Raw genomic sequence first — 17,480 nt, 5'->3', positions numbered from 1 at the left:
GCGCTACCCGAGCGCGTTTTCTGCCTCTTCCTCTTCCAGCAGCCGGTACGCGCGGTTGCGCAGCCGCAGCACCACGCCCGCGAGCAGGGCGGCGGCCATCGCCCCGACGAGCACGCCGATCTTCACGTGCCCCTCCTGCTCGGAGCCCTCGCCGAACACCAGCCCGCCCATGAGTAGGGGCACCGTGAACCCCACCCCGGCCAGCAGGGCCACCCCGAAGACGTCGAGCCAGCGCAGCGACGGGTCCAGCTCGGCGCGGGTGAACCGGGCCAAGGACCACGTCGCGCCGAACACCCCGGCGCATTTGCCGACAACCAGGCCGAGGATCACCCCGAGCGTCACCCGGTCGGCGAACGCGGCCTCCACCCCGCGCAGCCCGCCGATCCTGACCCCGGCCGCGAAGAACGCGAACAGCGGCACCGCGACGAGCGCGGAGAGCGGGTGCAGCCGGTGCTGCAGGCTCTCGGCCAGGCACTCGCCCTGCTCGTCCTTGTTGACGGGGACCATGAAGGCCAATGCCACGCCTGCGGCGGTGGCGTGCACCCCGGAGGCGTGCGTCGCCGCCCAGGCGACGACCGCGACCGGCACGAGCAGCCACCACTGCCTGGCCCCTCGCCGCAGCAGCGCGCGGAACAGGAGCACGGCGAGCGCGGCGACGCCCAGGGCCGCCCAGTTCAGGCTCCTGGAGAAGACCACGACGATGATGACGATCGAGACCAGGTCGTCCACCACCGCGAGGGCGAGGAGGAAGGTGCGCAGCGCGGACGGCAAGTGAGTGTTGATCACCGCGAGCACGGCCAGCGCGAACGCGATGTCCGTGGCCGTGGGGATCGCCCAGCCCCGCCCGGCAGAGCCCCAGTTCGCCAGCGTGTACAGCAACGCCGGGGTGGACATCCCGCCGAGGACCGCGCACACCGGCAGGGCCGCGCGGCGCGGGTCGCTGAGGTCCCCGGCGACGAACTCGCGCTTGAGCTCGAGCCCCGCGACGAAGAAGAACACCGCGAGCAGGGCGTCCGCGCACCAGTCCGAGGCCGACAGCCGCAGGCCGAGGGAGGTCGGGCCGAAGGCGAAGTCGTGCAGCCGCTGGTAGCCGTCGCCCCACCGGCTGTTGCTCCAGAGCAGCGCGAGGAACGCGGCGACGAGCAGGAGCGCCCCGGAGGTGGTCTCCTCGCGCAAGAGCCGCGCGATGCGGCGGCTCTCCCAGAAGGAGCCCCGGCGCAGCAAGGCGTCCTGGGAACGGAAGGGGAAGGGGGGCATCGCGGCTCCTTGCGGGGTCGGTTCGGTCAAGCCGACCAGACTTCCCGGCGCACCACGTACTCCCCCAGTCTACCGGGCAGCGTCAAGATCGCGTCAAAATTCCCGCGCGGGCCGTGAAGAGCGCGTTGCCGCGCCGGGAATCGGGGGCGCGGGGGGAGCATCCTCGCCCTGTGACCGATCTCGTCCTCGTCCTCGCCCTCGCGGGCTCCTGGCTCGCCGCCATGCTCGCCCTCCGGCGCATCGGCTAGCTCCCCCGGCGGATCGGCCCGCGATCCGGCAGAATCGAGGCATGGCCAAGTCGTACACCATCGGGCATTACCTCGTCGACCGGCTCGCGGAGCTCGGGGTGCGGCATGTCTTCGGCGTGCCGGGGGACTTCAACCTCGCGTTCCTCGACCGCATCGTGGAGCATCCCGACCTGGCCTGGGTCGGCAACGTCAACGAGCTCAACGCGGGCTACGCGGCCGACGGCTACGCGCGCCTGAACGGGATCGCGGCCCTGGTCACCACCTTCGGGGTCGGCGAGCTCTCAGCGGTGAACGCCACGGCGGGCAGCTACGCGGAGCACGTCCCGGTGCTGCATATCTGCGGCGGCCCCACCGTGGACGCGCAGCGCGCCCGGCGCAGCCTGCACCATTCCCTCGGCGACGGCGACTTCGAGCATTTCCTGCGGATCCAGCGGGAGATCACCTGCGCGCAGGCGAGCCTCACCCCGGCCAACGCCACCCGCGAGATCGACCGGGTGCTGCGCGAGGTCCTCGAACAGCGCCGCCCCGGCTACCTCTTGCTGCCCGCCGACGTGGCGCAGGTGCCGAGCTATCCGCCCGCCGCGCCCATCCCGAGCTCGAACGACGCGTCGAGCCCCGGCGCGCTCGCCGCGTTCCGCGAGGCGGCAGCGGCCCTCCTGGACGGCAAACGCCCGACCGTGCTCGCCGACCTGCTCGTGCACCGGTTCGGGGCCACGGACGCGCTCGCGAAGCTGCTCGACGCGGGCGCGCTGCCGCACGCGACCCTCTTGTGGGGCAAGAGCATCGTGGACGAGCTCGACCCGAACTTCCTCGGCATCTATATCGGGGCCAACAGCGAGCCGCGCGTGCGCGAGGGCGTGGAGGAGGCCGAGGCGCTCATCCTCGCCGGGGTCCAGTTCACCGATCTGATCAGCGGTTTCTTCACGCACCGCGTCGACCCCGCCAAGACGGTGGACATCGCCCCGCACGAGTCGACCGTCGCGGGCGAGCTGTTCGCCCCGCTGGAGATGCGCGACGCGCTCGGCGCGCTCGCCGAGCTCATCGCGGACCGGGAGCGCCCGCCCGCCCCGCAGGCCCGGCCCGCCGCCAAGCCCCCCGAGCCTGCCGACGCGGAGCCGCTGGCCCAGGCCTCGATGTGGGACCTTCTGGCCCACGCGGTCACCCCCGGCAACATCGTCATCGCCGAGGCGGGCACCTCGTTCTTCGGCCTCGCCACCCATCCGCTGCCCGCCGGGGTCACGTTCATCGGCCAGCCGCTGTGGGCCTCCATCGGCTACACCCTGCCCGCCGCGCTCGGCGCGGGGCTCGCCTGCCCGGACCGGCGGGTCGTGCTGCTCATCGGCGACGGCTCCGCGCAGCTCACCGCGCAGGAGCTGTCGGTCGTCCTCCGCCACGGCCTCAACCCGGTCGTCGTGGTGGTGGACAACGACGGGTACACCGTCGAGCGCGCGATCCACGGCGCCGAGCAGCACTACAACGACATCGACCACTGGGACTACGCGAAACTGCTCAGCGCCTTCGAGCCCACGACCGACCCGCTGGCCCTCCGGGTCGACACCGTCGGCGGCCTGCGCGCCGCCATCGAGAAGGCCGGGGCGGCGCAGGACCGGCTCGTGCTCATCGAGGCCGTGGTGGCCAAGATGGACATGCCGCCGCTGCTCAAGAAGGTCGGCGAGCACATCTCCGAGGCCAACGCGAGGAAGTGAGCGCGGGCCCGCTCAGTCCGCGAGCGCGGCGACGGCGGCCTTCCACTCCTCTTCTTCGGGCGTGCCCGGCTCCGGCAGGACGAGGCCTGCCTCGATCGCCCATTTCGCGGGGACTTTGGCGAGGGACACCACGACCTCGCCCCTCGGCACGCCCGCGGCCTCCGCGATGTCGGCGCGCAGGCGCTCCTCCAGCCGCCGCGTCAGCTCGTCCGTGCGCCGCGCGCCGCCCCGGATGGTCCCCGAGACGTCGATGCGCTCCCCGGCCCGGAGGCGGTAGCCGTGCTGGAAGAGCACGTTCACCAGGACGCGCGGGCCCCCGGTCAGCTCCGCGTGGGCCGTCGTGACGGCCCCCGCGACCCTCTCGGCGACTGCGGGGGCCAACGGGCTTCGCGTCGCGACTGCGTAGAGCGGCATGCGGTTCCTTTCCTCGTCTGTCGTCTTCTCGGGCCTGCTGTTCCCAGGTCAGTAGTTCGCCGGAATGGCGAGCGGCAGGCGCCGCAGGGCCGAGGCCGCGAGGGAGGCGGCGATCCTCGCGAAGAACCACGCGCCCCACGGCCCTCGGAAACGGCCTCGCTCCCGCGCCTGCTGCCGGGCGAGCGCCGACGAGTCCACGATGGCGAGGAGGAGGTGGCGCTCCCCTGTGCCGGTGACGGCGGCCCAGTCGCCGCTGATCGCGCGCAGCGCCTCCTCGCGCCGGGCCTGGTCGAACCCGTCGTCCGCCTCGACCACGACGACCGAGCCCGCCGCCGGGCGCCCGTCCGCGAACATCTGGCCCGAAGGGACCGTCCGCCACAGGACGGCCGTCCATCCGTCCGCCCCGAAGAACTCCCGCGAGCGCCTGCGCACAACGGCCTCCAGCTCGCGGCGGACTCCGTCCGACAACCGCCCCTCCGGGACCGTGCACACAATTCTTCGGACCAACACCGCGCTTCGTCCTTCCGCGAGAGCCGCACGAAATTTTATACGTTCTAGTATAGAGATTAGCCGGGGGCTCCGCGACGCGGCCCCACGGCCTTGGTCCGCTCGCGCACAATAGCGCGCTCGTAGTAATCTAGGACACATGGTTATCGACAAAGCTGTCTACAACGCGGCGATCGTCAAATACTTCAATCTCAACGGGTTCGACTACCGGCTGATCTGGTCGGGCGGGCGCAGCCGCGCGCTGCACATGGGCTACTGGGACGCCGACACCAAGTCGCACGACGAGTCACTGGTGAACATGGACCGCGAGCTCGCGGTCCCGCTCGACCTGCGGCCGGGCCGGCGGGTGCTGGACGCGGGCTGCGGGATCGGCGGGTCCTCGCTCTGGCTCGCCGAGACGTTCGGCGTGGAGGTGCTCGGGGTGACCCTCGTCCCCGGCCAGGCCCGCTCCGCGACCCGCGCCGCCCGCAGGCGCGGGCTCTCCCACCTCGTCCGCTTCGAGGTCGCCGACTACTGCGACACCGGCCTCGAAGCCGAGTCCTTCGACGTGGTCTGGGCGCAGGAGAGCGCCTGCTACGCGCTGGACAAGCGGGACTTCTGCCGCGAGGCCGCGCGCGTGCTGCGCCCCGGGGGGAAAATCGCGGTCGCGGACGGGTTCCGCACGGGCCGGGACTTCTCCGCAGATGTGGAGCAGTTCGTCCGCTACGCCGCGAACTGCATGGCCGTCGACGATTTCTGCACCCCCGAGGAGCTGGAGTCCGCCGCGCGGGAATGCGGCCTCACGGACGTGGTCTACCGCGACGTGACCAAGGAGTCGCTGCCCTCGGCGCGACGGCTGCGCCGCATCGCCTCCTGGTTCCGCGTCCCCGACCTCATCGGCCACAAAATCGGGCTGCGCCCGGACGCGGTGCACCAGAACGTCGAGATCGGCCTGAACATGATCACGACCCTGGAGCAGGGGTATTGCGCGATGGGCCTGCTGCACGCGACGAAGCCGTAGCCGCCCCGCCCGGCGGGGCTCCTACACGGTGAGCCTGGCGAGCTCGGCGACGAGCGCGTCGTCCAGCGGCTCGTCGAGGAGCAGCCGGTACCACATCGCCCCGTAGATCGCGAGGACCAGCGCCTCCCTGCGCACCTTCGGCACGCCCGCGCGCTCCAAACAGCGGCGCAGCGCCGCGCGGCGCGGCTCGATGAGCCGGGCCTTGACGGCCTCCCCGAGCGCCTCGTCCGACTGGGCCGCCGCGATGAGCGATTTGAGCGCGAGGCGCACGCCGCAGGCGCCGACGAACACGCGGGCCAGGAAGGCCGCGACCGAGGCCGTCTCCAACGTGTCGATCTCCGTCTTGGCCCGCTCCTCCAGCGCGTCGAGGACCAATTCCGCCTTGCTCGGCCACCAGCGGTAGATCGTCTGCTTGCCCACCGAGGCGCGCGCGGCGATGTCGTCCACGGTCACCTGCGCCATGCCGTGGTCGACCACGAGGTCGTAGGCGGCGGCGAGGATCGCGGCCTTGGCGGTCTCGCTGCGCGGCCTTCCCCGCCGGGCGCGCGGCGACAGCACGGCCGAGTCGGAGTCGGAGGACGGCATGCCAGGAGTATAGTCGGACCATATCGAGACTATTAGTCTCCAATCCTGGAGCAGAGTGTCCCAAAGCGCCCCCGCCGATTGGAGCAGAATGTCCCAAACCACCCCTGACCAGCATCGGGCCTGGCGGCTGCACGGGCATGGCGATCTGCGCCTCGAAGCCGCGCCGAGCCCCGTGCCCGCCGCCGGCGGCGTGGTCGTCGAGGCCGCGCGCCGGGCGGGCGGCCCGGCTCAGACCGTGCTCACCGCCTGAGCCCGGTCGATCCCGCGCGCCCGGTCCCTGGCCAGCGAGCGGTCCCGGTGCTCCTCGAACCTCGGGATCTGGACCAATTCCAGGTCCTCCAAGTACGCGGCCAGTCGGTCGCGGGCTATCTCGCCCCGCGCGGAGAGGTCGTCGCGGTCGAAGACATGCCATTTGCGCACGACCGGCATGAGCACGTCCTCGTAGTGCTGGCGCAAGTCGTAGATCCCGTACTTCGCCATGAGCACGCCATTGCGCCGGAAGTTCGGCATGCCGACGCCCGGCATCTGGAAATTGGTCACCACGTTCGCGATCGCCTCCATCGTCTGGTCCGGGTCGATGTCGAGGGCCGCCCCGCAGATGTTGCGGTAGAAGATCATGTGCAGGTTCTCGTCGAGGGCGAGGCGCTGCATGATCGCCTCGGCGACCGGGTCCCCGCATATCGCGCCGGTGTTGCGGTGGCTGATCCGGGTCGCGAGCTCCTGGAACGAGACGTACGCGATGGTGTGCAAAAACCCCGCACCCGTGTCGGGCGAGAACCGAACGAGCGGCTGGAACCCGTGCGTCATATGGGTCATCCGGTCGCACTCCAAGGCCACCGGGTCAACGCCCCGCGTGACGACCAGGTAGTCGCGCATCACCGTGGAGTGCCGCGCCTCCTCCGCCGTCCACCGCCCGACCCAGGTGCCCCACGCCCCCTCCGGGGACAAGTCGCCCGCGATGCGGTTGTGGTAGGAGGGCAGGTTGTCCTCGGTCAAGAGGTTCGTGACGAGCGCGGCCTTCGCCACGTCGGAGAGCTTGGACTGCGCCGGGTCCCAATCCACGCCGCCCATCGCCGCGAAGTTGCGCCCGTCCTCCCATGGCACGTAGTCGTGCGGATGCCAGTCCTTCGACATCGCCAGATGGCGGTTCACCTCCCGCTCCGCGACCTCCTCCAACTCGAACAACAACGCCGCCTGGTTCAAATACACAGCCAAGACGTTTCTCCTTTCACTCGGCCTTGCTTCCAGCTCAGCAGCGCCGAGCGCGGGTTCCAAGGGTCGAAAGTCATGCGGGTCCAGGACAGAAGGCACCGAACGGGCGGCGCGGGCCGGGGACGGGCAGGGGTCCGGCGGAACAGCAGACCGGGCCGCCCGTCCCGCCCGATGTCGGGCATACTGTGACAGACAGCATGTTCCACGCCGAAAACGAGGAGGCCCCGTGGCCGAAGGCGCTTACATCTTCCCCAAATGGTTCGACCGCCTGCAGGTGAAGTTCATGAACCCGCTCACGGTCAAAGCCGCCCCCTACCTGCCCGGTTTCGCGCAGATCACGCACAAGGGCCGCAAGTCCGGCAAGACCTTCCGCACCCCGGTCAACCCGCTGCAGACCAAGGGCCGTTTCGTCGTGACGCTCGGCCACGGCACCTACACCGACTGGGTCCGCAACATCATCGCCGCAGGCGAGGCCGAGGTCCGCATCCTCGGCAAGGCCCACCGGATCAGCAACATCAAGATCGTCCCGCCCGGCGACCCCGGAATCGGCCTGCCCTTCCTCGCGAGGGAGTCGCTCAAGCGGATAGCTGTCCTCACCGCCGACATCGACTAACCCTCGGATTCAGGCAGCGACCTGCTTCGTTGCTCCTCGCCTCGTGTACCCATACCGCCTCCGTACACCACGGCTCGGTGCGCCTCGCATCTCATCTGCCTGATCTCCGAGACAACCTAAGGAGACCCCCATGACCGACCCCCAACGCCGCGCGCTCAACGACCAAGTGACCCGGTTCTGGGGATCGGTCGCCAAGGCATACGACTGGGGCCCCCTCCAGCGCAATGCCTACCAGCAGCCGCACGACGAGATGCTGGCGCTGCTGCGCGAGCGCGGCGCGCAGAAGATCCTCGACGTCGCCTGCGGCACCGGCATCCTCGCCGACCGGATCCAGCGCGAGCTCGACCCCGACGAGATCGACGGCGTGGACATGTCCGAGGGGATGCTCGCGCGGGCCAAAGCGCTGTCGGACAAGGTCCGTTGGCAGATCGCCCCCGCCGAGCAGCTGCCGTTCGAGGACGGCGGCCTCGACGCGGTGGTCACCACTTCCGCGTTCCACTTCTTCAACCAAGCTGCGGCGCTGCGGGAGTTCCACCGGGTGCTGCGCCCCGGGGGCATCGCGGCGGTCACCACGATCAGCCCCCGCCAGCCGGTCACCCCGCTGCTGAACCGTCTCGTCCCGCAGCAATGGTCCGCCACCCAGTTCCTGCCCCCGGACCAGATCCGCGCGCTGTTCGAGGACGCGGGCTTCACCATCGCCGAGCAGCGCCGGGTGCGCCGCCCGGCCTGGAGCAAAGCGTTCGCCGCCGACCTCTTCACCGTGGGCGTCAAAGGCTGAGCCGCAGTTCAGCCGCCCAGGAGTTTGAGACGGTCCGCCGTGGGGGACCCCGGCTCGGCCACGAGCACGAAGAGCGTGAGCCCCGCGTCCGACGGCAGCTGCAGCCGCTCGTAGACGAGGTCGAGCCTGCCCGCGACCGGGTGCTGCAAGCCCTTGGCCCCGTCGAGCTGGAGCCGCACGTCGTGCGCCTGCCACCGGGCGCGGAAGTCGTCGCTCCCAGCGCGAAGCTCGGCGACGAGCGCGGCGAGCTTCTCGTCGCCCCGGTGCCTGCCCGTCGCGGCGCACAAGCTGGCGGCGGCGTTGTCGGCGTGCTGGCCCCAGTCGAGGAAGAAGTCCCGCGACCTCGGGTCGAGGAACACGAACCGCGCGAGGTTCGGCTCCCGGCCCTGCTCGGCGAACGCGTCTTGATAGAGGGCGGCGCACAGGGCGTTCGCGGCGAGCACGTCGAGCCGCTCGTCGCTGATCCAGGCAGGCGCCCCGGCCAGCGCATCCAGGACATGGCGGAGCGCCGGGCGTAGCGGCGACGCGGCCCTCCGCCTGCCCGCGCCGCCGGAGGCGGAGCCTCGGGCGAGGTCGAACAGATGGGCTCGCTCTGATTCGTCGAGGCGGAGCACGGCGGCCACCGAGTTCAGGACGGTGTCGGACACGCCGCGCAAATTGCCGCGCTCGAGCCGCGTGTAGTAGTCCACGCTGACCCCGGCGAGCAGGGCGACCTCCTCGCGGCGCAGGCCGGGGACGCGGCGCTTGCCCCCGTACACCGGGACCTGCGCCTCCTCCGGGGTGATCTTCGCCCGGCGCGAGGCCAGGAAGTCGCGGATGTCTTTGCGGTGCTCCATCCTCCCACCATAAGGGCCGAGCGCCCCTCCGACAGAGGGTCTGCCAGTCCCTGGGAACAGCCCGCCCTTGTTGCCAGACGGGCTGATGTGTTCAATCGTGCAGGAGGGCCAGGATCCGGCCCTGCGTATACAACAGGGATGAATATCTATGCAGTTCGGCATTTTCAGCGTCGGCGATGTGACGAAGGACCCGACGACCGGCAGGCGGCCCAGCGAGCACGAGCGCCTCGAGGCGATGCTGTCGTACGCGCTCAAGTCGGAGGAGGTCGGGCTCGACGTCTTCGCCACCGGCGAGCACCACAACCCCCCGTTCGTGCCGTCCTCGCCGACCACGATGCTGGGCTGGATCGCGGCGCGGACCAGCACGCTGCTGCTGTCCACCGCGACCACGCTGATCACCACGAACGACCCGGTGAAGATCGCCGAGGACTACGCGATGCTGCAGCACCTCTCCGACGGCCGGGTCGACCTCATCATGGGCCGGGGGAACACCGGTCCGGTGTACCCATGGTTCGGCAAAGACATCCGCCAAGGGATCAACCTCGCGGTCGAGAACTACCACCTGCTGCGCAGGCTGTGGCGCGAGCCCGTCGTGGACTGGAACGGCCAGTTCCGCACCCCGTTGCACGGCTTCACCTCGACCCCGGCGCCGCTGGACGGCGTGCCGCCGTTCGTGTGGCACGGCTCGATCCGCTCCACAGAGATCGCCGAGCAGGCCGCGTTCTACGGCGACGGCTTCTTCCACAACAATATCTTTTGGGACCTTGAGCACACCTCGCAGATGGTGCGGCTGTACCGGCAGCGGTTCGAGCACTACGGGCACGGCTGCGCCGACCAGGCCGTCGTCGGCTTGGGCGGGCAGGCGTTCATCGCCGAGACCGAGGCAGAGGCGAAGCGGTTCTTCCGCCCGTACTTCGACAACGCCCCGGTCTACGGCCACGGGCCCTCGCTCGAAGACTTCACCCGCGACACCCCCCTGACCGTCGGCACGGTCGAGCAGGTCGTGGAGCGCACGCTCGGTTTCGCCGACGCGGTGGGCGACTACCAGCGCCAGCTGTTCCTCGTCGACCACGCGGGGCTGCCGCGCGAGGTCGTGCTCGAGCAGATCGAGATCCTCGGCAAGGAAGTGGTCCCCGTGCTGCGCAAGGAGTTCGAGCTGCGCCGCCCCGCGCATGTGCCGAGCGAGCCGCCGACCCACCAGTCCCTGCTGGCGCAGGGCGAGCAGTCCAAGCACCGCCGGGTCATCACCGCAGACGTCGAGGACGCCGCGCAGCGCGACCCGGCAAAGGGCACGACGAGAAGGGCGCACTGACATGGCGCGACGCATCGCAGTCGTCTCCGGAGGGCTCGGCGAGCCCTCCACGACCAGGCTGCTCGCCGACCGGATCGCGGCGGCGGTCACGACGCAGATCACCGCGCGCGGCGAGGGCGCGGAGGTCGAGTTCGTCGAATTGCGGCCGCTCGCGCAGGACCTGGCCACCACGGTCGCCACCGGCGGGCTGCCGACGCTCGCGATCGCCGAGGCCCGGGAGAAAATCGCGGCGGCGGAGGGGCTCGTCGCGGTGACCCCCGTGTTCAGCGCGAGCTACTCGGGGCTGTTCAAACTGTTCTTCGACGTCCTCGACACGGCCTCCCTGGTCGGGACGCCGGTCCTGATCGCCGCGACGGCGGGCTCCGAGCGGCATTCCCTCGTGCTCGACCACGCGCTGCGCCCCCTGTTCTCCTACCTGCGCGCCGTGGTCGTCCCGACCGGAGTCTTCGCCGCGACCAGCGACTTCGGGGCCGGTTCCGGAGGCGTGGAGCTGTCGGCCCGGATCCGCCGCGCCGCCTCCGAGCTCGCCTGCCAGGTCGTGGCCGAGCGCGTGCCCCTGCCTGGTTTCGCCCAGCGGGAAGAGGACCAGGCCAGGACCTCCGGCAACAACGTCGACACGCGCGTCACGCCGTTCGCGGACCTTCTCAAAGGGCACGAGGGCTGACGCGCATGACCACAGCACAGACCCCCACCCTCCGCGTGGCCTCGCTCGCCGAATTGCCCGAAAGCTCCCCGCACGCCGTGGTCGCGCACGGGGTGGACCTCGTCCTCGTCCGACGCGGCGAGCAGGTCCACGCCCTGCACGGGCGCTGCGCGCATCGCGGGGCGCTGATGGCGGACGGGCGGGTCGAAGGCGGGCTCCTCGTCTGCGGGGTGCACGGGTGGCGCTACGAGCTCGACACCGGCGTCTCCCCGGTCAACCCGGCGGTCTCCCTGGGCTCTTTCCCCGCTTGGGTGTCGGAGGGCTCGGTGTACGTCGACGGCGCGGCGGTCGCCGCACACGCCAAGGCCGACCCGAGGGATTACTCGGACGACGGGTACCAAGGCCGATGGATCAAGCCCTCGGACACCGCCGAGGAGCCCTTCGTCACGCAGATCCACGAATTCGCCGCGCGCGGCCTGCGCGGATCCGGCGCGCACGGCCCGACCGCCGCGATGGGGGTGCCGCGCGGGCAGCTCCCCTCCTGGGACTCGATCCAGATCCTGACCGCGCAGCTCGCGCGCCTGCCCTTGCTCGACGACGAGCCGGTCGGGACGGCGACCGTGATCGGGCCGAACGCCCGAAAGCCGTTGACGCTCGACATCCCCCTGTTCGTGAGCGACATGAGCTTCGGCGCGCTGTCGCAGGAGGCGAAAACGGCGCTCGCGATGGGGGCCGAGCTCTCCGGCACCGGTATTTGCTCCGGCGAGGGCGGCATGCTGCCCGAGGAGCAGCAGGAGAACTCGAAGTACTTCTACGAGCTCGCGTCCGGACGTTTCGGATGGAGCATCGAGCACGTCCGGAAAGTCCAGGCGTTCCATTTCAAAGGCGGGCAAGGCGCGAAGACCGGCACCGGCGGGCACCTGCCGGGGGCGAAGGTGGTCGGGAAGATCGCCGAGGTCCGGGGGCTGCCGCCCGGCACGGCGGCTGTCTCCCCGGCCCGGTTCCCGGACTGGACGTCGCTCAGCCAGTTCGCGGACTTCGCGCAACAGGTGCGGGAGGAGTCCGGCGGCATCCCCGTCGGATACAAGATGAGCGCGCAGCACATCGAGCGGGACATCGACGCGGCGCTGGAGATCGGGGTCGACTACATCATCCTCGACGGCAGGGGCGGCGGGACGGGGTCCGCCCCGTTGGTCTTCCGCGACAACATCTCCGTGCCCACCATCCCGGCGTTGGCGCGGGCGCGGCGGCATCTGGACCGCTCCCGCGCCGACGGCGTGACCCTGGCCGTCACCGGCGGCCTGCGTACTGCGGCGGACATGGCCAAAGCCCTGGCGCTCGGCGCGGACGCCATCGGCCTCTCCAACGCCGCGATCCAGGCCGTCGGCTGCGTCGGCATGCGGGCCTGCGACACGAACGCCTGCCCCGCTGGCATCGCCACCCAAGACCCCCGGCTGCGCGCCCGGCTGCCCGTGCGGTCCGCCGCAGAGCGGTTGGACAGGTTCCTGCGCGCCAGCGTGGACCTGATGGCCGTGCTCGCCAGGGCGTGCGGCCATCGGCGGCTCGCGGACTTCGAGCTGGACGACCTCGTGACTTTCGACCGCGACTTCGCGTATCTCAGCGGAGTCCCCTACGCAGGAGCGACACCCCTATGAGCGGCGGCTTCGACAGCCAACCAGCCCACGAAGACGCCACGGTCTGGCACAAAGTCGCCGCCCGCGACGAGCTCGAAGACGGGCAGGTCGTCTCGTGTCCCGCAGGGCAGAAGACCGTCGCGCTGACCAAGCTGCGCGGCGCGTACGGCGCGGTCGACAACCGCTGCCCGCACCAAGGCGGCCCGTTGGGGCAAGGCACCCTGGAGAACGACAAGATCCGCTGCCCCTGGCACGGATTCGACTTCGACCCGTTCACCGGCGAGGCGGCGGGCGGACCGGACTTCGACGTCCGCGTCTACCCCGTCGAAGAACGCGAGGACGGCGTGTACGTCGGGACGCCCGCGCCCGCCCCCGCGCCGAGGACGGTCAGCGACGTGCTCGTCGAGACGATGACGAACTGGGGGGTCGACACCGTTTTCGGCATGGTCGGCCACTCCAATCTCGGGCTGGCCGAGGCTCTGCACCGGGCCGAGTCCGACGGGAGGCTGCGCTACTTCGGCGTCCGGCACGAGGGGGCGGCGGCTTTCGCGGCCTCCGCGTACGGCAAGCTCGTCGGGCGGCCCGCAGCCTGCTTCGGCATCGCCGGGCCGGGCTCGACGAACCTGCTCACCGGGCTCTACGACGCGAAAGCCGACCGCTCCCCCGTGCTCGCGCTCTCCGGCAACGTGGACTCCTCCGTGGCGGGCAAGGGCGCCTTCCAGGACATCGACCTGCTCGCCGCGTTCGCCGACGTGGCTGTGTACTCGGCGATGGTGCGCTCCGGATCGGACCACGCCGAGCTGATGACGACGGCGCTCAAACGCGCCGTGCTCGAACGAGGCGTCGGCCATCTCGTCCTGCCCGACGAAGTGCAAGTGCTGCCGGCCGCAGGCGCGCGGGCTTCCGGCCCGGCCGGGCGGATGCCGGACCTCCGCGTGGCGCCTCCCCCCTCGGCCCTGCGGGCCGCGCTGGACAGGATCGCGGCCGCCCGCAGGCCGCTGGTCGTCGTCGGAGCCGGGGCCAAATTCGACATGCCCGCTGTCGAGGCGCTCGCCGAGCGCCTCGGCGCCCCCGTGCTGACCACGTTCAAAGCGAAGGGGCAGATCTCTGACCAGCACCCGCTCGCCTGCGGCGTGCTCGGACGCTCGGGCACGCCGGTGGCCTCGTGGATGATGAACAAGGCCGACCTGCTGCTCGTGTTCGGCGCCTCCTTCTCGAACCACACCGGCATCTCCCCGTACAAGACGACCGTCCAAGTCGACACCGACCCGCTCGCCCTTGGCCGGTTCCGCCCGGTCGACGTCCCGGTGCTCGGCGATATCGGCCTCACGGCGGCAGCCCTGTTGGACGAGTGCCGCGCCGGCCAGGACCTCGTCGACCAACGGGCCGAGATCGCCGAGCGCTGGGCGGTCTGGCGGGCCGAGAAAGCCCGGCGAGCCGCAGAGCGCCCCCCGGGCCGGGTGGCCGCCGCGACGGTCTTCCACGAGCTCAACGCGCTGCTCCCGTCCGACGCGGTGCTGGCCGTCGACGTCGGCAACCACGCCTACTCCTTCGGGCGGTACTTCGAGGCGACAGAGCAGTCGGTCCTCATGTCCGGCTACCTCGGCTCCATCGGCTTCGGATTCCCCGCCGCCATGGGGGCCTGGGCGGCGGCTCCAGAGCGCCCCGTCGTCGCCATCACCGGGGACGGCGGCTTCGGCCAGTACCTCGCCGAGCTCACCACTGCCGTGAAGTACGGGATGAACATCACGCACATCCTGCTCAACAACGCCGAACTGGCCAAGATCAGCGACGAGCAGCGCAGCAGCGAGTACGAGGTCTGGCACACCTCGCTGCACAACCCCGACTTCGCCGCCTTCGCCCAGAACTGCGGGGCATACGGCAAGCGCGTCGACGACCCCTCGGCGTTGCGGGGCGCAGTCGCCGAAGCCCTCGCCCATCCCGGACCAGCCCTCGTCGAGATCCTCACCGACCCTCGCTCGCATTGAAACCCGCCGCCAACCCCTCAATTGATTGGAGCACACCATGAAAAAGACACTCTCCGCCATGTTCCTCGCCCTTGCGCTGGGCGGAGCCGCAGGCACGACCGCGCTGCCCGCGGCTCTTGCGTTCGCCGACGACGGCGACGGGCACGGCCACAACGACGACAACGGCGCGGGCGACATCCCCAACCCGGTCCAGGACCAGGGGGAGAACTTCGGGACGGGCGCGCTGATCGGCCCCGAGATGGCCGCCGGGGGCTTAGGCCCGCAGGCTCAGATCCCGCCCGCGAAACCGCCGGTCAAAAAGAGGTAGCCGCGAGGCGCTCAGCTCGCGGCGATCATGCTCGCGTAGAGCGCCGGGTCCACGTTGCCGCCGCTCACGACGGCCGCCGTCAGGCCTTCCGGTGTTTTCCCGGAGAGGAACGCCGCCGTCGTCACCGCGCCGGACGGCTCCGCGACGATGCGCGCCTCGCGCGCGAGCCAGCGGACCGACGCTTCGATCTCCTCCTCGGTGACGGTGACGATGTCGTCCACCAACTCCCTGACGTGCGCCAGCGTGAGCTCGGAAAGCTGCGTGCGCAGACCGTCGGCGATGGTCCGGCTCCGGAGCTCGACCGGCCACGAGACGACCGATCCGGCTTCCCTGCTCTCCTTGGCGTCGGCGGCCAGCTCCGGCTCGACGCCGATCACCCTCGCCCCGGTGGGCAGCAGCGCCTTGATCGCCGCCGCGACGCCGGAGAGCAGCCCGCCGCCGCCCACCGGCACGAGCACGTTCTCGACCTTCGGCAAGTCCTCCGCGATCTCCAAGCCGACGGTGCCCTGGCCCGCGATGATGTCCGGGTGGTCGTAGGGCGGGATCACCACGAGGCCGCGCTCCTGCGCGAGCCGCAGCATCGCGGGCTCGCGCTCGGCGGGCTCGACCAACACCACCTCCGCGCCGTGCGCCTCGCACGCCTCGATCTTGACGGCGGGCGCGTTCTTCGGGATCACCACCACGACTGACACGCCTTCCAGCTTTCCCGCGTACGCCAAGGCCTGGCCGTGGTTGCCGCTGGAATGCGTCACCACGCCAGCCGAGCGCTGCTCGGCGTTCAGCTTGCGCACCGCGTTCAAAGCCCCGCGCAGTTTGAACGCCCCGGTGGGCTGCAGATTCTCCGGTTTGAGCCACAACGAACGCGCCGGGCCCGAGGCGCGCAGCACCGGGACCAGCGGCGTGCGCACCACGTCGGGCGCGATCCGCGAACGGGCGGCCTTGATATCGGCGAGGGACACGAGCTCCATAGGCATCAGCATGGCACAAACTCCCGACACCGCCCCGTCGAGTTCAGAACGCCGTGCTGCGCCAGTCGTTCCCCGCGACGACGATATGGTCGAGAAACCGCAGACCCGTCGCCCAGGCCGCGTTGTGCAGCGTGTCGGTCAACGCCCGGTCGGCGGCGCTCGGCGTCGGGTCCCCGCTCGGATGGTTGTGGGCGACCGCGAACGCGACGCCGTCATGCCGGAGCACGGTGGCGAGGATTTCGCGCACCGGCATCGGGCAGGCTGTCGCCGAGCCCATCGCCACGATCTCCGTGCGGCGCAGCCGCAGCCTGCCGTCTGCGACCAGCACGGCGACTTGCTCCGTCCGAGACGTTCCAAGAACACGGCTCGCGACGCGTGCGATGTCTGCCGATTGCACGAGCTGCACCGAGTCGTCCGATGCGCCGACTCGTCCTGCGATGGCGAACGCGGCGGCCAACCGCGCGGCCTTCGCAGGGCCGACGCCGGGGGTCCGCGCGAGCTCTTCCGGGCGCGCTCGGGCGAGCCCGCGCACCCCGCCCCACGTCGTCAGCAGGGTGCGGGCCACGTCGAGGGCGCTCGCCCGGGCGTGCCCGGAGCCGAGATGGACCGCGACGAGCTCGGCTTCGCTCAATGCCGCGCTCCCGTGCCGCAAGAGCCGCTCTCGCGGGCGGTCGTGCGCCGGGATGTCCCGCATCGGTGTGGTCATGAATCAAGTATGAGCCGGGTCACTGACACCGAACAGCGAGACTGTCTCACGCGTGATACACTTCTGTCGTGGAAACCGTCAGCGTCCGAGACTTGCGCAACCACGGCGGCGAAGTGCTCGACCGCGTGCAGCGGGGCGAGACGCTGCTCGTGACCAAGAATGGCGAACCGGTGGCCGAGCTGCGGCCCACCCGACGGCGCAATCCCACCAGAGACGAGCTCATCTCGGCCTTTCAGAATTTGCCGCCGATGGACTACGAGTCCTTCCGACGTGACGTCGACTCGGCCACCGGCAGCTGGTACACCATCTGGGACCGAGAGGCGTGAGCCACGGCCCGACACCTGCCGTGAGCATTCGCCGAGGCCTCTTGGACACCTCCGCCGTGATCCATCTTGAGCGGATCGCAGATCCGCAGAGCCTCCCCGATGAAGCAACGATCAGCGCGATCACCCTCGCCGAGCTCTCGGTCGGGCCGCTTGTCGCGCTCACCCTCGAAGAACGAGCCGTTCGACAAGCCCGTCTCCAACGAGTGGAAGCACGGTTCGACCCGATTCCGTTCGACACGGCGGCAGCGCAAGCTTTCGGCCGAGTCTCGGCGGAACTGCGGGCCGCGGGGCGCAAGCCTGCTGCTCGCGGGTTCGACATGCTCATCGCCTCTGTCGCCATCGCGAATGGGCTGCCGCTCTACACCTGCAATCCGAAGGACTTCGCCGGGATCAATGGATTAGATCTCGTAGCCGTCCCCCACCCCGACAAGAAATGACCA

General features: G+C 70.7%; 21 protein-coding genes. 13 read left to right on the top strand and 8 right to left on the bottom strand.

Going from position 1 to position 17,480, the window contains the following annotated elements; translation table 11 throughout:
• Positions 1–3 precede the first annotated feature (3 nt).
• Positions 4–1,257, bottom strand: a complete 1,254-nt coding sequence (gene nhaA, locus ACRC20_RS13750; RefSeq protein WP_438686949.1) for a Na+/H+ antiporter NhaA — start codon at positions 1,255–1,257, stop codon at positions 4–6.
• A gap of 113 nt (positions 1,258–1,370) precedes the next feature.
• Between nhaA and ACRC20_RS13745 the strand changes: the two genes are divergently transcribed.
• Positions 1,371–1,505 (top strand): hypothetical protein, encoded by a 135-nt coding sequence (locus ACRC20_RS13745; RefSeq protein ID WP_438686948.1) that lies wholly within the window; start codon positions 1,371–1,373, stop codon positions 1,503–1,505.
• Between the two features lie 41 nt (positions 1,506–1,546).
• Complete coding sequence (locus ACRC20_RS13740) at positions 1,547–3,211, top strand: alpha-keto acid decarboxylase family protein (protein ID WP_438686947.1); 1,665 nt, start codon at positions 1,547–1,549, stop codon at positions 3,209–3,211.
• Between the two features lie 12 nt (positions 3,212–3,223).
• On the opposite strand, the gene ACRC20_RS13735 is transcribed toward ACRC20_RS13740, so the two are convergent.
• Both ACRC20_RS13735 and ACRC20_RS13730 read right to left on the bottom strand, forming a co-directional pair.
• Positions 3,224–3,625, bottom strand: a complete 402-nt coding sequence (locus tag ACRC20_RS13735) for a hypothetical protein (RefSeq protein ID WP_438686946.1) — start codon at positions 3,623–3,625, stop codon at positions 3,224–3,226.
• Between the two features lie 48 nt (positions 3,626–3,673).
• The gene (locus ACRC20_RS13730) at positions 3,674–4,135 is read right to left on the bottom strand and encodes a hypothetical protein (protein ID WP_438686945.1); all 462 of its coding nucleotides are present in this window, start codon (positions 4,133–4,135) and stop codon (positions 3,674–3,676) included.
• A 136-nt stretch (positions 4,136–4,271) separates the two neighbouring features.
• On the opposite strand from ACRC20_RS13730, the gene ACRC20_RS13725 reads away from it, so the two are divergent.
• Positions 4,272–5,132, top strand: a complete 861-nt coding sequence (locus ACRC20_RS13725) for an SAM-dependent methyltransferase (protein WP_438686944.1) — start codon at positions 4,272–4,274, stop codon at positions 5,130–5,132.
• Positions 5,133–5,153: 21 nt separating this feature from the next.
• On the opposite strand, the gene ACRC20_RS13720 is transcribed toward ACRC20_RS13725, so the two are convergent.
• Entirely contained in the window at positions 5,154–5,717 is a 564-nt protein-coding gene (locus ACRC20_RS13720) for a TetR/AcrR family transcriptional regulator (protein WP_438686943.1), read from the bottom strand.
• An 88-nt stretch (positions 5,718–5,805) separates the two neighbouring features.
• Here ACRC20_RS13720 and ACRC20_RS13715 point away from each other — a divergent pair, with 88 nt between their 5' ends.
• On the top strand, positions 5,806–5,967 hold the full coding sequence (locus ACRC20_RS13715) for a hypothetical protein (protein ID WP_438686942.1): 162 nt from the start codon (positions 5,806–5,808) through the stop codon (positions 5,965–5,967).
• On the opposite strand, the gene ACRC20_RS13710 is transcribed toward ACRC20_RS13715, so the two are convergent.
• Positions 5,946–6,932 (bottom strand): acyl-ACP desaturase, encoded by a 987-nt coding sequence (locus tag ACRC20_RS13710; RefSeq protein WP_438686941.1) that lies wholly within the window; start codon positions 6,930–6,932, stop codon positions 5,946–5,948. The genes ACRC20_RS13715 and ACRC20_RS13710 overlap by 22 nt on opposite strands.
• Before the next feature lie 223 nt (positions 6,933–7,155).
• Here ACRC20_RS13710 and ACRC20_RS13705 point away from each other — a divergent pair, with 223 nt between their 5' ends.
• Positions 7,156–7,542 (top strand): nitroreductase family deazaflavin-dependent oxidoreductase, encoded by a 387-nt coding sequence (locus ACRC20_RS13705; protein WP_438686940.1) that lies wholly within the window; start codon positions 7,156–7,158, stop codon positions 7,540–7,542.
• 130 nt (positions 7,543–7,672) lie between these two features.
• Complete coding sequence (locus ACRC20_RS13700) at positions 7,673–8,320, top strand: class I SAM-dependent methyltransferase (RefSeq protein ID WP_438686939.1); 648 nt, start codon at positions 7,673–7,675, stop codon at positions 8,318–8,320.
• A gap of 8 nt (positions 8,321–8,328) precedes the next feature.
• Here ACRC20_RS13700 and ACRC20_RS13695 read toward each other — a convergent pair whose 3' ends face one another.
• Positions 8,329–9,156: a helix-turn-helix domain-containing protein gene (locus tag ACRC20_RS13695; RefSeq protein WP_438686938.1), complete on the bottom strand. Its 828-nt coding sequence runs from the start codon at positions 9,154–9,156 to the stop codon at positions 8,329–8,331.
• Between the two features lie 148 nt (positions 9,157–9,304).
• On the opposite strand from ACRC20_RS13695, the gene ACRC20_RS13690 reads away from it, so the two are divergent.
• The 5 genes from ACRC20_RS13690 to ACRC20_RS13670 are packed head-to-tail and all read left to right on the top strand — an operon-like array spanning position 9,305 to position 15,040.
• Positions 9,305–10,468: an LLM class flavin-dependent oxidoreductase gene (locus tag ACRC20_RS13690; RefSeq protein WP_438686937.1), complete on the top strand. Its 1,164-nt coding sequence runs from the start codon at positions 9,305–9,307 to the stop codon at positions 10,466–10,468.
• 1 nt (position 10,469) lies between these two features.
• Entirely contained in the window at positions 10,470–11,132 is a 663-nt protein-coding gene (locus ACRC20_RS13685) for a CE1759 family FMN reductase (protein ID WP_438686936.1), read from the top strand.
• Positions 11,133–11,137: 5 nt separating this feature from the next.
• A complete protein-coding gene (locus tag ACRC20_RS13680; RefSeq protein WP_438686935.1) occupies positions 11,138–12,766 on the top strand; it encodes a glutamate synthase-related protein in 1,629 nt (542 codons plus the stop codon).
• A complete protein-coding gene (locus ACRC20_RS13675; RefSeq protein WP_438686934.1) occupies positions 12,763–14,733 on the top strand; it encodes a thiamine pyrophosphate-dependent enzyme in 1,971 nt (656 codons plus the stop codon). The genes ACRC20_RS13680 and ACRC20_RS13675 overlap by 4 nt, the downstream gene beginning before the upstream one ends.
• Before the next feature lie 37 nt (positions 14,734–14,770).
• The gene (locus ACRC20_RS13670) at positions 14,771–15,040 is read left to right on the top strand and encodes a hypothetical protein (RefSeq protein WP_438686933.1); all 270 of its coding nucleotides are present in this window, start codon (positions 14,771–14,773) and stop codon (positions 15,038–15,040) included.
• A gap of 11 nt (positions 15,041–15,051) precedes the next feature.
• On the opposite strand, the gene ACRC20_RS13665 is transcribed toward ACRC20_RS13670, so the two are convergent.
• Positions 15,052–16,008 (bottom strand): threonine ammonia-lyase, encoded by a 957-nt coding sequence (locus tag ACRC20_RS13665; protein ID WP_438686932.1) that lies wholly within the window; start codon positions 16,006–16,008, stop codon positions 15,052–15,054.
• A 43-nt stretch (positions 16,009–16,051) separates the two neighbouring features.
• On the bottom strand, positions 16,052–16,714 hold the full coding sequence (locus ACRC20_RS13660) for a JAB domain-containing protein (protein ID WP_438686931.1): 663 nt from the start codon (positions 16,712–16,714) through the stop codon (positions 16,052–16,054).
• Between the two features lie 68 nt (positions 16,715–16,782).
• On the opposite strand from ACRC20_RS13660, the gene ACRC20_RS13655 reads away from it, so the two are divergent.
• Both ACRC20_RS13655 and ACRC20_RS13650 read left to right on the top strand, forming a co-directional pair.
• Complete coding sequence (locus tag ACRC20_RS13655) at positions 16,783–17,040, top strand: type II toxin-antitoxin system Phd/YefM family antitoxin (protein WP_438686930.1); 258 nt, start codon at positions 16,783–16,785, stop codon at positions 17,038–17,040.
• Complete coding sequence (locus ACRC20_RS13650) at positions 17,037–17,477, top strand: type II toxin-antitoxin system VapC family toxin (RefSeq protein WP_438686929.1); 441 nt, start codon at positions 17,037–17,039, stop codon at positions 17,475–17,477. Before ACRC20_RS13655 ends, ACRC20_RS13650 begins: the two co-directional genes overlap by 4 nt.
• Positions 17,478–17,480 lie beyond the last annotated feature (3 nt).

This window comes from Segniliparus sp. (assembly GCF_051660745.1).
Classification (GTDB): domain Bacteria; phylum Actinomycetota; class Actinomycetes; order Mycobacteriales; family Mycobacteriaceae; genus Segniliparus.
The sequence above is the reverse complement of the archived record's forward strand: the minus strand, read 5'-3'. Positions and strand labels throughout refer to the sequence as shown.